The following is a 13,172-nucleotide window of genomic DNA, read 5'->3' on the forward strand; positions in this document are numbered from 1 at the left end:
CCTTAAAACTGTAATAAAACGACTCACTATTTCAGGGAACTAAGCCCCTGAAATAGTTTGTACACCCGCAACGGCCTGTTTCCAACCTGCGTAGAGCCTATTTTTCTGCGCGGAATCCATTTTCACTTCAAATGAGCGCTCTTCTTGCCATAGGTGCGAGAGATCATCCAGTGAATCATACAAACCCAAGGTTAACCCTACTAACATGGCGACACCTAATGCAGTGGTTTCTGACACAGCTGGCCGATCAACCTGTATATCGAGTATGTCTGCCAAAAACTGCATCGCCCAATCATTGACGACCATACCGCCATCGACGCGAATGGTTTTTAAGGTTGCCAAGCCATCCTTGGTCATTGCTTCGATTAAATCGCGAGTTTGATAACCTACTGACTGTAGGCCAGCGGTGACTATTTCCTTGGGTCCGGTATCACGAGCCATACCAACAATGGCGGCGCGAGCTTCTGGGTCCCAATAAGGCGCACCAAGGCCTGTAAAAGCTGGAACCAAATAAACCGATTGAATAGCGCCGACCTCCTCGGCCATCGCCTGAGACTCGCTCGCATGCTCAATTATCCCTATTCCGTCACGTAACCACTGCATGGTCGCACCGGCCATAAAGATACTGCCCTCTAGTGCAAAGGTGGTCTTGCCCATTATTCGATACCCTACGGTCGTCAACAGCTTATTAGCGGAAGCAACGGGTTTATCGCCTGTGTTCGCGATCACAAAGCAACCCGTTCCATAGGTGCTTTTTACCATACCTGGTGTAAAACAAGCCTGGCCGATGAGCGCAGCTTGTTGATCACCCGCTATACCGGCAATAGGTAAGCTAATGCCAAGAATATCTTCTTTGGTAACGCCAAAATGGGCTGAACAATCTTTGACTTCTGGCAACATAGCCTTGGGAATGTCAAATAGATCTAATAATTCTTGATCCCATTGCTGCTTATTTATATCAAAAATCATGGTTCGAGAAGCATTGGTCGCATCGGTCGCGTGTGACTCACCTGCTGTTAACCGCCAGAGCAAAAAACTGTCAACCGTGCCGAAAATAAGCTCTCCACGCTCGGCTTTTTGACGTGCCTCGGGAACGTTTTCAAGAATCCAGCGGATTTTGGTTGCGCTGAAGTATGGGTCTAATAAAAGACCAGTTTTTAGCTTAATAGACTCTTCCGCCCCCTGCTGCTTGAGCGACTGGCAGTATTCCGCGGTGCGGCGGTCTTGCCACACAATCGCATTATAAACTGGCTTGCCTGTTTGCTTATCCCAGACTAGGGTTGTTTCACGCTGATTAGTAATTCCAATGCCCAAAACTTCGCTTTTTTTGACCCTAGAGAGCACGTCTTTAGCGACCTGTAGAGTAGACTGCCAAATATCTTCAGGGTCATGTTCAACCCAGCCATTGTGCGGAAAGATCTGACGAAACTCTTGCGCTGAGGAGTGAATTATTTGACCAGAAGCATCAAACAAAATGGCTCTAGAGCTGGTTGTACCTTGATCAATCGATAAAATGTAACGCGCCATCAAATGGCCTCCTAGTTTTTTTATTCTATTTTGCAGTACCGCGCCTATGGTGCGTTTAACGGTAGTTTTCATCAATATTTAGCAATTATAAATCAAGAACAAAAATAAATCCTTGAAAACGTTATCATAGAAATACATAATGATTTTTGTCCAATCAATAAATACAAATAAAAAGGGCCTTTATTGTGAAACAAACCAATAAAAAACCGTTAATGGATCAACTAACACCGTGGCTATTCATGCTACCTGCGTTACTGCTGTTTCTGGTTTATGTAATCTACCCGATCACACAAAGTATTGCTTATAGCTTTTACGAATGGGATGGAATTGGCCCGAAAATATTTATTGGTATCCAAAACTATATTGACCTTTATTATGATCCACAATTTTGGACCGCCCTTTGGAACAACATTTTATGGCTAGTTTTTTATATGCTCGCCGTTCCACTGGGTTTAGGCATTGCCTTATTTCTAAACCAAGAAGTGTTAGGCATTCGCGCTGTTAAATCACTTTTCTTTTTTCCTTTTGTAATTTCACAAGTCATTATCGGTATTGTTTTCGCTTGGTTTTATGATCCTGGTTACGGCTTGCTTAAAATTATTGTCGGTGTTTTTGGCTTTGATCCAATCCCAGTTCTCGCCGATGAAACCTTAGTAACCTACGGCATTATTGCTGCGGGTTTATGGCCTCAAATAGCCTACACCATGATATTGTTCTTAACCGGCCTCAACAATTTACACCCTGAGCAAATAGAAGCAGCTCGGATGGATGGCGCAAAAGGCTGGACAATGCTGCGTTACGTTATTTTACCTCAACTACGCCCCGCAACCTTCATTGCCATTGTTGTTACGGTTATCGGAGCCTTACGTTCATTTGATTTAGTCGCCTCTATGACAGCCGGCGGTCCTTATGGCAGCTCTACCGTATTAGCGTATTTTATGTACGAACAAGCTATTTTCAATTATCGAATGGGCTACGGTGCTGCAATTGCCACGGTATTATTCTTGATCATGTTGATCTATATCGCCTTTTTCTTATGGCGCATGTTAAAAGACGAGAGAGGTTAACTTTATGTTTCCAACACCTATTGCACAAACCAGCAAGCTTACACAGATGTCATATAAGGCAGCGCTGCCGATTACTATTATTTTATGGTTATTACCATTAGCGGCGGTATTGATGACATCAGTACGATCTATGGCTGACATTAATGCGGGTAACTATTGGGGGATTCCTGAATCATTTAATCTTATTCAAAACTATTCAGCTGTATTTGGCACAACCAATATGGGCCGCTACCTACTGAACAGTATTTTAGTCACCGTACCAGTCATGTTTGGCTCAGTGTTATTAGCAACTCTGGCTGGTTTTGGTTTAGCAAAATTTAAATTCAAAGGAAGGTTGGCTGTTTTTGCCTTATTTATTGGTGGCAACTTCGTACCTTTTCAAATTTTAATGATTCCTGTTCGAGACTTAACCATTAGCTTAGGTATGTACGACACTGTCTGGGCGCTTATTATTTTTCACCTCGCATTCCAAACAGGTTTTTGTACGATGTTTATGCGCAACTTCATTATTGGCATACCCGATGAACTTTTAGAAAGCTGTCGTTTAGAGGGTTCTTCTGAGTGGCAAATATTCTACAAAATTATTTTACCGTTAGTTCGACCAGCATTAGCTGCACTTGCTGTATTAATTTTCACCTTTGTTTGGAACGACTATTTCTGGGCCTTGGTATTAGTGCAAAGTGATGAGGTGCGCCCCGTTACTGCAGGTATCAGCGCATTACGCGGTCAATGGCTTGCTTCTTGGAACTTGATCTCTGCCGGCTCAATTGTTGCTGCGCTACCGCCAGTAATCTTGTTCTTCGCAATGCAAAAACACTTTATTGCAGGTTTAACTCTGGGTGCAACTAAGGGGTAATAGACATGGCTGTTCTTCACACGAATAACTTAACCTTGATTGCTCGTATTCAAGACAACGATGCTGATATTGTTTATTTCGGTAAAAAATTATCGAATAGTTACGATGATGCAACAATCAATAAATTAGTTACACCGCCATTAGCTCAGGCGGGTTTGGATGAAGTTCAGACTCTTAGTTTGGCGTCTACTTATGCAAGTGGCACCTTTCTAAACCCGGCAATTAAGAGCCATCATGATGGTCAAAACTGGGTAGTACAGTGGACACATGTTGAGGCCAAGCAACATACACATTCACTGGATATTATTTTTAATGATAGCCATGCTAAATTAGAACTTGTGTTATCAATCGTGGCCGATGTTAAAAATGATGCTTTTAGCTTTGATGTTGCGGTCACCAATAAAGGCGAGCAGAACCTTGACTTGTCACAGTGGCTAACCACCTTGCCCATCCCTAAAAGCTTCAAAAAAATCATGCACTTTTCTGGACGCTGGGTAAACGAATTCCAACCAGTTCAAAGTGATTTCCCAATTGGTTCACTTGAGCTAACTAACTTAAAGGGGCGAACGTCGCAAGATCATTTCCCTGGTTTATTGGTTGCAGAAAACGAATTCAGTTTCGACCATGGTTTTTGTATCGGCTATCACTTAGGCTGGAGCGGTAACCATAGCCAACGCATAGAGCGCAACCAACTCGGTTTATCTCAATATCAAGCTGGCATTCATTTAATGCCCGGCGAAGCAATTTTAACCACGAATGAAACGTTTAATGCTGCCACTTTGTATATGACGGCGAGCTTTGAAGGTTTGGGCGGTATTAGCAAAAACTTTCAAACTTTTGTTCGCGATAACATATTAACCTTCCCAACTAAGATGGAACGCCCGATTCATGTAAACACTTGGGAAGCTGTGTACTTTGACCATAATAAAGCGGGTCTCGATGCTTTAGCGGAAGCCTCACAAGGCGTTGGCGCTGAGCGCTTTGTTCTTGATGACGGTTGGTTTAAAGGTCGTCGTGATGATACCGCCGGCTTAGGTGACTGGACGATTGATCAAGATATTTATCCTCGCGGCTTAGTACCACTTGCACAAACACTGAAAGATAAAGGCTTGGAATTTGGCTTATGGTTTGAACCGGAAATGGTCAGTGAGCGATCGGACCTATTCAAGGCCCATCCTGAATGGGTTTTAGGCATTGAGCATCGTCAACAAACTACTGGCCGTAACCAGTGGGTTCTTGATTTATCGAACGATGATGTTTGTGATTTCTTATTTGAAAGTATTGACAACATCCTAGTTCAGTACCCTATTCGATATATAAAATGGGATATGAACCGAGACTTATTACAAGCCGGTGATATTAACGGCAAAGCCTCTTATGCAAAATATGTAAACAGTTTATATGCGCTACTGGCGAGAATTCGCAGCGCCCACCCGTTAGTCGAAATAGAGTCTTGCTCTTCTGGTGGCGGCCGAATGGACTATGGCATTTTAAAGCACACCCATCGCTTTTGGCTAAGCGATTGCAACGACGCATTAGAACGTCAACGCATGCAACAGTGGGCGAGCATATTTTTTCCAGCAGAAGTGCTTGGCAGCCACATTGGCCCCCATACCAGTCATACCACTCGCCGTACTCACAGTTTACAAGCACGTGCAGCGACCGCCTTGTTTGGTCACTTAGGGATTGAATGGGACATTCGTCACCTCACCTCACAGGAGCATGAAGAGCTTGTTGGTTATTTGAACTTATATAAATATATTCGAAAAGATATTCATTCTGGTATCAGAGCACCTTTAACTTGCCCTGACGAAAACCAAATAGGCTTTACTGTTCAGTCAGGCGCGAACACCTATGTAAGTATTTACCAAGAAACAATGCCTAAGTTTTCTGTTCCTGGTGACTTACAACTGCCCAAACTAGATAGCCAGAAAAATTATGCAGTTTCAATAGTTATCGAACCTGTGATCACTCATCACCTAATGAAACAGAAGCCACCATGGTTTTCCGAAGATAACTTCGAGGTGAGTGGTGAATGGTTGAAAAACAAGGGTCTACCGTTGCCAGTGTTAGATCCTGAAACAGTTTTAATTATTAAGCTCACTCGCTTGTAATTAAAAATAAAAAGGTTTTAAAGGGACCTTTCGACAACCCTTTAGACAAATGTAATTCGTCAAAAACAATAAAGAAGGACGAGATAATGACTCTTAAAAAAATATTTACCGCAAGTGCAATTAGTATTGCCATGATGTCACAAGCTTTAGCTGGGACCTTGGTAATTAACTCTAACCAATCTGACCCTGCACCGAAGAAGGCATGGGCTGAACTGATTGAACGTTTCCAAGCCGAAAACCCCGATATCACGGTTAAAGTGAATGAATATGACCACGAAGGTTATAAGAGCGCCATTCGAAACTGGCTAGTCACTTCGCCGCCAGATGTTGTTTTTTGGTTTGCGGGTAACCGCATGAAGTATTTTGTAGAACGTGGCTTATTAGATGATGTTTCAGATGTATGGGCTGACCAAGACCTATCTGACTCTATGTCTTCTACCAAAGCATCCATGACTGTAGAAGGTAAGCAATACGGTGTTCCTTACTCATTCTATCAATGGGGCATGTACTACAACAAAGACATGTTCGATAAATATGGTTTGTCTGAACCTAAGACCTGGGAAGAATTTTTAGCTGTTTGTGAAACACTGAAAAATAATGGCATCGCACCCATTACCATAGGTACTAAGTATCTTTGGACTGCCGCGGGCTGGTTCGATTACTTAAACATGCGTACCAACGGCCTGGATTACCACATTGATTTAATGGATGGCAAAATCCCTTATACCGATGCGGGCGTTCGTAAAACATTTGCTAACTGGGAACAGTTAATTGAAGGTGATTACTTCCTTGCCAACCATGCTTCGTATAGCTGGCAAGAAGCTCAAGCACCTATGTTCAATGGTGAAGCGGCGATGTACCTCATGGGTAACTTCTTAACACCAAACTTCCCTGAAGGCACAAACTATGACTTCTTCCAGTTCCCAATGATTGATCCAAGCGTGGGAATGTTTGAAGACGCTCCAACTGATACAGTACACATCCCGGCTCGTGCAAAGAACAAAGAAGATGCTCGTAAGTTCTTAGCCTATGTTGCCAATGCAGAGAATCAAACGATTCTAAATGAAGTGCTTAACCAGCTTCCACCAAACAAGTACGCGAGTGCGGCTGACAACAAGTTCTTGATTGAAGGCAGTGAAATGTTAGGTGGCGCAGATGGTACTGCACAGTTTTATGACCGCGATACAGACCCTGCTATGGCATCTGAAGGCATGAAAGGTTTCCAAGAGTTTATGATTAATCCAGATCGTTTGGATAAAATCTTAGAAAACTTAGAGCGTGTTCGTAAACGTGTATTCCGTTAATAAATACTGATTATTAACTTAAAGGCTGCATTTGCAGCCTTTTTTTGTTTGCTAACTTAAATTAATCGTTCGTTTTTGCTGTGCCGATAAGTGCGCCATCTCAATTAATTCGATGACTGTTAATACATCTGCTTTCGGCACTGGACTTGCCCCACCTGCGGTAATGGCATTCGCTAATTGAAACCAAAATGCCTCATAACTACCCGGCTTGGTGGTAATAATCTGATTTGAGGCTTCGCCATATAACACACCCCAGTCACTTTCAGGCTCTATACCCCAGCGTTCATCATGAATATCCACTCCTTTCTTTAAAGCTTCTTCTTGGACATCTAATCCGTATTTTATAAATGACCCTTTGTCACCTTCAACGCTGAATCTTAAGTTCGGACCCGCTTGATAGCAACTACTGCCTAACACTACTTCAAACTCTGCGTAATGACACCACAGCTCAAAGACATCATCGGCAAGCGCGCCAGGCCGTAGGTGGCTAACATTTGCGGTTATAGCCTTTGGTTTGCCAAATAAAGCCACCATTTGATCTAAGAGATGCGGCCCAAGATCCCACAATATACCTGCGCCTTCATCGCTGCTTTCACGCCACCGATCTCTAACAACGGGCCGAAAACGATCAAAACGAGAAACGAAACGGCCCAATTTACCGACTCTATTCGCCTGCATTAACGACTCTACGGTTAAGAAATCACCATCCCAGCGTCGATTTTGGAAAACCGTGAGTGTTTTTTTGTTTTGCTCGGCAACCTCATACAATTTCTTAGCTTGGACCAAGTTGAGTACCATTGGCTTTTCAACCACCACATGCAGGCCCAGTTTTAGTAATGCATTCACTTGCTCGAAGTGAAGCGCATTGGGCGTGGTAACAATCGCTAAATCATATTCTTCTGCTGAAATATCATTGATAGAGGCCAACACCGTAACTTGAGGGTAATCTAATGCAATGGCATCGGGTTTTGAACTAACAGACGCCTTCCAAATAAAAGATCGTGAAGCTAACAAAAATGGAACGTGGAAGGTTTGCGCTGAAAAACCATGCCCTATGACTACGGTACGAATCATCTATTACCCCTTGTTCTAAAAATTATATCCACTCACTGCTGTCCCATAAATATCTCAGACCTTATGCAGGGTTCTGCGGCCCACCGCTTCTAAATTATGGGACAACAGTGGTCTCCACCCTAAAGAATAACGTTTATTTCTTAAAGACGATAAAGGTTTAATGTAACAAAGTTGCATTCGACTCCATTAGGCAACGTTTTCTAATGGTTCAGTTTAGAAATGAGCTTGCACAGGTTACAATCGGAATTAAACGACATTTTAAATGACCCATTTGGAGCACTCTGTGCGTAAAGGATTACTAATTTCAGGTTACCACTCAATAAGCCAAGCCAGTTGGTCTGACTTTATTGTTAATCAAGTTGCCGATATATCTTGGTCTATCATTGCACTTCCGCCACGTTACTTTTCATGGCGTATGCGCGGTAATCCCCTTTCTATTGGCCAGCTGGCACCAAAACACTTAGATCAAAACTATGACGTTTTGCTCGCAACGTCCTCGATAGACTTAGCGACCGTTCAAAGCATTTACCCTGCCCTTAGGCAGACGCCGAGCATTCTTTACTTTCATGACAATCAGTTTGCATACCCTGCCTCTAACAACCCTCAAAGCGTGGTAGATTGGCAAATAACCGCAATCTATTCAGCCATTCGCGCTGATAAACTAGTTTTCAACAGCCAATATAACCAAGACTCCTTTTTAAGCGGTGTTAAAAAGCTCCTTAAAAAAATGCCAGACTTGGTACCGAAACAACTGGCAATAACACTGCAACAAAAAGCCACGGTGTTAGCTGTGCCTATTCAAAAACAAACAATAGGAAAAAAGCCCACTCCAGAAAAAAACCAAAAACTTCGGATTGTGTGGAATCACCGCTGGGAATGGGATAAAAGCCCTGAGCTGTTAGAAAGCATCATCAATAAATTACAAAAGCACTCAGAAAACTTCGAACTGATTATTACTGGGCAACAATTCCGAACAGTTCCGGTCAGCTTCAAACGTATTCAACTTCAATCGAAATTAATTAGTCATTGTCAGTTTGTAGAAGATAAAAACCAATATCAACAGATGTTAACCACCTGCGACGTGGTTTTATCCACTGCCATTCATGAATTTCAGGGCATTGCTGTCTTAGAAGCCGTAGAGGCGGGTTGTGTACCTTTATTACCCAACCGGTTGAGTTACCCTGAGATGTTTGAGGCTAATTATTTATATTTAGGTGAAGGGTCTCTAGAGCAGCAAGCCACCAGCGCGGTAGATACATTAATAAACTGGCTAGAAAATGGATTGCCCACTATTCCTGATGTAAATAGTTTTCATGAGTCAAACTTACAGCCAAAATATGCTGAGTTAATAACCAGCCTATTATTCAAATAAAAAATAAATAGCGGGTTGTCAGGATATTCACTTTAAATTAGTCGCTTATTTTTACTTCCGCCCTAGGCGATTCCGCCCAGTTTAAATGGTACGACTCAGACTCTGGCCGGTCTATTCTTCGATAACTATGAGCACCAAAATAATCGCGCTGCGCTTGTATCAAATTCGCGGATAAACAACCGCTTCTTAGCGAATCAAAATAGCTAAGAGAAGCACTCAGTGCAGGTGCCGCAACGCCCGTGACACTAATTTGTGCGACAAGCTCTCGCCAACCCGATAAACCAGTTTTGATTTGCTGTTGGAAATATTCACTTTGCAGTAAGTGTTCTAGTGATGCATTTTGCTGATACGCATCACTAATATGAGTTAAAAAGCCTGCACGGATTATGCAGCCGCCGCGCCAAATTTTAGCAATCGCTGAAAAGTCTAATGTCCAATTTTGTTGGTTAGCGGTTTCAGCCATTAAAGCAAAGCCTTGAGCATAAGCACAGATCTTAGAGCAATAAACCGCTTGCTCAAGTGCATCAATTAGCTTGTTTTTTTCTGACTCACTGTAACTTGAGTGCTGAGCTGATGGGTATAAGCCCGCTAGACTTAAACGCAAATCTTTTTGGCTCGATATACCACGGCTCATCACCGCTTGTACGATGGTTGGCGCGGCAATAGCCGCCTCTAAACTATCTAACGCGGTCCAAAGGCCCGTGCCTTTTTGGCCAGCCTTATCTAGAACCACATCGACGAAGTCTTTACCCGTAGCTGGGTCTTGTTGCTGTAAAATATCGGCCGATATTTCCATTAGGTAACTGTTTAATGCACCTTTATTCCAACGCTCAAATATTTGGCCAATATCTGAATTAGATAACCCTAAGGCTTCTTTCATGAACTGATAGCCATCACAGATCAACTGCATATCGGCGTACTCAATGCCGTTATGAACCATTTTCACATAATGACCCGAGCCTTTCGGGCCAATATAAGCTGCACAAGGCTCACCATCGAACTTCGAGGGATGGTCTTTACCATTTGTATCAATTTTAGCTGAAATGGCTTCCATCATCGGTACAAGGTACTGCCAAACACCTTGCGAACCACTGGCCATGAGTGAAGGACCAAAACGAGCGCCCTCCTCGCCCCCAGACACGGCGGTAGAGAAAAACTGGCAACGACCTTCATAGTGCTCAGTTCGGCGGTTGGAATCGGTCCATAAACTGTTGCCGGTATCAATTACAATATCGTCTGTTTCGAGGCCAGCTGCCAATAGACTTTCTATGGCTCCGTCTACCGCTTTACCCGCAGGAACCGACAAAATAACGCGGCGTGGTAATTTCAAACTGGCTAACAGTGCCGCTACATCGTCGTAACGAGAGAAAAAACCTGGCATTTCAGCAGCCGCTCGCGCGTCTAACTTTTCGACAAGTAAAGTATTTAAATCGATACCGGCAACGCGAAAGCCATGATCCATTAAATTCAGTGAAAGGCTTGAGCCCATAACGCCCAAACCCAGAACGGCGATATCATTAATAGGTGCTTGCTGCTGCATAGAGATTCCCGTGACTGAAGTGACTTGAAATGCATCTATGATGGTGTATTTTGGCTTAAAACTCTACTGTTGTGTGAGGTAGTACGTGAGTGAGTCTTGAAGCAAGTTGCAGATATCTAAGAGAAAGGTTAAAGAATTAGCAACGTTGCCAGAAAGCTGCAGACGAAAAAAAACCGAGTGAAATGACTCGGTTTTTTATAGAATTTGGAGCGGGAAAGGAGGCTCGAACTCCCGACCCCAACCTTGGCAAGGTTGTGCTCTACCACTGAGCTATTCCCGCATTTGAATCGCTACTTTCACTGACGATTCTTGTTCTTTTTAGCATTATCAACCTTGATTAATCTAAGATTGATTTGGCATCCCGTAGGGGACTCGAACCCCTGTTACCGCCGTGAAAGGGCGGTGTCCTAGGCCACTAGACGAACGGGACACTGTGTGCTTCAAGAACGAGCGCTATAATACAGCGAAATGATCTCAATGCAACATTTTTTTGTTAGAAATCAACATATTACCGTTGTTTTGATATCTGCTGGCCAATTTTTAATTCGTATCTTGAATAGAGTGTTTCCCAACCCTCGCACTGTGGGCATTGCCAAATCATTTGATCGGTTTGGAAGCCACACTGAAAGCATTTATGTCGGTCTAAGCGCATTAAACTTCGTGATTGCACCAGTTCTGATACCACGTAACGTGCATGACTATCGAAGCCGCCAATACCTGAAAGCCAGTGATCAAAGACTTTTTTCGAGCGCCCTTCTTTGGCATGTAGTTCAACTTCGGCAATCCAGTAGTCGGAGTCCATTTCAATACCGATTTCGACCAGAGCTTCTAATATTCGAACCGATGGCTGAATTTGATACAGCCCTTTTAAAAATTCGGCTAAAGCAGGGTTAGTTTTGGTTACAGTTGATAGGTGCTTGAGCGACGGTAGCACTAAGTCACTGCGTAGCGGGTCTCGTATAAGTACATCACGATAGTACTTAATACTTTCTTTAAGGCGGTTCTGGGAGGTGGAGACTTCAGCTGATATTAGGCTAGCGCGCACTCCTAGAGTAAGTTTACGAGCTTTCTTCAGCACCTTGGTTAAGCTACTTAGCTCACCTAGGCTTTTCAACTCTAAGGCGTATTCACAATAAAGGTTTACAAGGCGGATACCGCCAGAGCCCGTTTGCCCAAACTGCTCGACCAAGGCTATTGCCTTACCCCACTCCTGTTCCCGCTCCAAAATAGACAACCATAGTCGAAATGCGACTTTAGAGCGCTCTGGGTCGGAATCTTGCAATACACGTTCGAGTAGAATTTCAGCATGGCCTAAAATGCCTGCAGCGTAGTAATCTTGGGCGATCTCAAGCAGTAAATCTTCTTCTTGGTAATCACTGAGTTGTGCATTGGCAATGGTTTCATGAACGGCCACGGCTTTATCAAATTCACCTCGGCGGCGAAATAGCTCCGCTAATGCCAAGTGGATTTCAACGTTGTCATCGTTAATTGGGTATTTTTGCATCCAATCCGATACGTCGCCTTGAAATGAGGTTAATTCAAAGTGAGCTTGATCGAGTAGGAAACGCTTGGAACGGAAAGACGGAAGAAGAAGTCTTTTTAAATAATCGACTAAGTTCATGACCTAAAGGCCCTTAACGGAATAAACGGCTAGACAACAAGCCCAAGACAAAACCAATAAATACGCTAACAAATAGCCATACGAAAAGAGGGAAATTGGGTGTCTGGAAGTTTAAAAGAGACAGTGTTGTGTCGGCATTATTTGACCAACCGATCAACCAACCGAGAATAAGCACAACCAATAAGATAATAATTTTAACAATACGCACGGAGTATCTATTTCCTTTACCTGACGTTAATCAGTCTTCGAGGCAATCGTTTACTGACTCTCGCAACTCTTTGCCTGGCTTAAAGTGCGGCACGTACTTACCTTCTAGCTCAACAGATTCACCTGTTTTAGGGTTGCGACCAACACGAGCCGAGCGATAATGCAGCGAAAAGCTGCCAAAGCCACGGATTTCAATGCGTTCACCCTCAGCCAAACTCTGCGCCATATGGTCTAACATGGTTTTAATGGCAAGCTCAACATCACGTACTGATAACTGATTTTGGCGTTCGACGATGCGCTCAATCAGTTCTGATTTTGTCACTGTCATACCCTCCTCGACCCTCATATCGAAGCGATTAATAATCAGCCTAATTCAGCTTGCAAAATAACACAAGTATTTATTTTTAAACGGTTTTTTTGTGAAGACTGGTTTTGAGCTTCGGGCTGCGGGCTTCGGGTTTAGGACCTTAATAGAACAAATTTTGAGCTG

General features: G+C 43.3%; 11 protein-coding genes and 2 tRNA genes. 5 read left to right on the plus strand and 8 right to left on the minus strand.

Annotated elements, in window-relative coordinates; genetic code table 11:
* Positions 1-39 precede the first annotated feature (39 nt).
* On the minus strand, positions 40-1,527 hold the full coding sequence (gene glpK / locus ACI882_RS06740; protein ID WP_411745083.1) for a glycerol kinase GlpK: 1,488 nt from the start codon (positions 1,525-1,527) through the stop codon (positions 40-42).
* A gap of 212 nt (positions 1,528-1,739) precedes the next feature.
* On the opposite strand from glpK, the gene ACI882_RS06745 reads away from it, so the two are divergent.
* From ACI882_RS06745 to ACI882_RS06760, 4 genes are all read left to right on the plus strand, one after another.
* A complete protein-coding gene (locus tag ACI882_RS06745; RefSeq protein ID WP_411745089.1) occupies positions 1,740-2,594 on the plus strand; it encodes a carbohydrate ABC transporter permease in 855 nt (284 codons plus the stop codon).
* Positions 2,595-2,598: 4 nt separating this feature from the next.
* Complete coding sequence (locus ACI882_RS06750; protein WP_411745084.1) at positions 2,599-3,450, plus strand: carbohydrate ABC transporter permease; 852 nt, start codon at positions 2,599-2,601, stop codon at positions 3,448-3,450.
* A 5-nt stretch (positions 3,451-3,455) separates the two neighbouring features.
* On the plus strand, positions 3,456-5,564 hold the full coding sequence (locus ACI882_RS06755) for an alpha-galactosidase (RefSeq protein WP_411745085.1): 2,109 nt from the start codon (positions 3,456-3,458) through the stop codon (positions 5,562-5,564).
* 86 nt (positions 5,565-5,650) lie between these two features.
* Complete coding sequence (locus tag ACI882_RS06760) at positions 5,651-6,868, plus strand: ABC transporter substrate-binding protein (protein ID WP_411745086.1); 1,218 nt, start codon at positions 5,651-5,653, stop codon at positions 6,866-6,868.
* Positions 6,869-6,919: 51 nt separating this feature from the next.
* Here the strand turns inward: ACI882_RS06760 and ACI882_RS06765 are convergent, their stop codons facing one another.
* On the minus strand, positions 6,920-7,942 hold the full coding sequence (locus tag ACI882_RS06765; RefSeq protein WP_411745087.1) for a Gfo/Idh/MocA family oxidoreductase: 1,023 nt from the start codon (positions 7,940-7,942) through the stop codon (positions 6,920-6,922).
* A gap of 283 nt (positions 7,943-8,225) precedes the next feature.
* Between ACI882_RS06765 and ACI882_RS06770 the strand changes: the two genes are divergently transcribed.
* Positions 8,226-9,314 (plus strand): DUF3524 domain-containing protein, encoded by a 1,089-nt coding sequence (locus ACI882_RS06770; protein ID WP_411746612.1) that lies wholly within the window; start codon positions 8,226-8,228, stop codon positions 9,312-9,314.
* 37 nt (positions 9,315-9,351) lie between these two features.
* On the opposite strand, the gene gndA is transcribed toward ACI882_RS06770, so the two are convergent.
* From gndA to ihfB, 6 genes are all read right to left on the minus strand, one after another.
* Entirely contained in the window at positions 9,352-10,854 is a 1,503-nt protein-coding gene (gene gndA, locus ACI882_RS06775; RefSeq protein ID WP_411744923.1) for an NADP-dependent phosphogluconate dehydrogenase, read from the minus strand.
* Positions 10,855-11,059: 205 nt separating this feature from the next.
* Positions 11,060-11,134: transfer RNA gene (locus tag ACI882_RS06780), tRNA-Gly, on the minus strand.
* A 74-nt stretch (positions 11,135-11,208) separates the two neighbouring features.
* Positions 11,209-11,284: transfer RNA gene (locus ACI882_RS06785), tRNA-Glu, on the minus strand.
* 78 nt (positions 11,285-11,362) lie between these two features.
* Positions 11,363-12,475: a hypothetical protein gene (locus tag ACI882_RS06790; RefSeq protein WP_411744924.1), complete on the minus strand. Its 1,113-nt coding sequence runs from the start codon at positions 12,473-12,475 to the stop codon at positions 11,363-11,365.
* A 13-nt stretch (positions 12,476-12,488) separates the two neighbouring features.
* A complete protein-coding gene (locus ACI882_RS06795) occupies positions 12,489-12,683 on the minus strand; it encodes a LapA family protein (RefSeq protein WP_411744925.1) in 195 nt (64 codons plus the stop codon).
* 30 nt (positions 12,684-12,713) lie between these two features.
* A complete protein-coding gene (ihfB, locus tag ACI882_RS06800; RefSeq protein WP_411744926.1) occupies positions 12,714-13,028 on the minus strand; it encodes an integration host factor subunit beta in 315 nt (104 codons plus the stop codon).
* Positions 13,029-13,172 lie beyond the last annotated feature (144 nt).

This window comes from Reinekea sp. (assembly GCF_046710285.1).
GTDB lineage: Bacteria > Pseudomonadota > Gammaproteobacteria > Pseudomonadales > Natronospirillaceae > Reinekea.

Bases quoted from the DNA above. Each gene is read 5' to 3' on its own strand.
- glpK (WP_411745083.1), bottom strand. From the start codon at position 1,527: ATGGCGCGTTACATTTTATCGATTGATCAAGGTACAACCAGCTCTAGA.
- ACI882_RS06745 (WP_411745089.1), top strand. From the start codon at position 1,740: ATGGATCAACTAACACCGTGGCTATTCATGCTACCTGCGTTACTGCTG.
- ACI882_RS06750 (WP_411745084.1), top strand. From the start codon at position 2,599: ATGTTTCCAACACCTATTGCACAAACCAGCAAGCTTACACAGATGTCA.
- ACI882_RS06755 (WP_411745085.1), top strand. From the start codon at position 3,456: ATGGCTGTTCTTCACACGAATAACTTAACCTTGATTGCTCGTATTCAA.
- ACI882_RS06760 (WP_411745086.1), top strand. From the start codon at position 5,651: ATGACTCTTAAAAAAATATTTACCGCAAGTGCAATTAGTATTGCCATG.
- ACI882_RS06765 (WP_411745087.1), bottom strand. From the start codon at position 7,942: ATGATTCGTACCGTAGTCATAGGGCATGGTTTTTCAGCGCAAACCTTC.
- gndA (WP_411744923.1), bottom strand. From the start codon at position 10,854: ATGCAGCAGCAAGCACCTATTAATGATATCGCCGTTCTGGGTTTGGGC.
- ACI882_RS06790 (WP_411744924.1), bottom strand. From the start codon at position 12,475: ATGAACTTAGTCGATTATTTAAAAAGACTTCTTCTTCCGTCTTTCCGT.
- ihfB (WP_411744926.1), bottom strand. From the start codon at position 13,028: ATGAGGGTCGAGGAGGGTATGACAGTGACAAAATCAGAACTGATTGAG.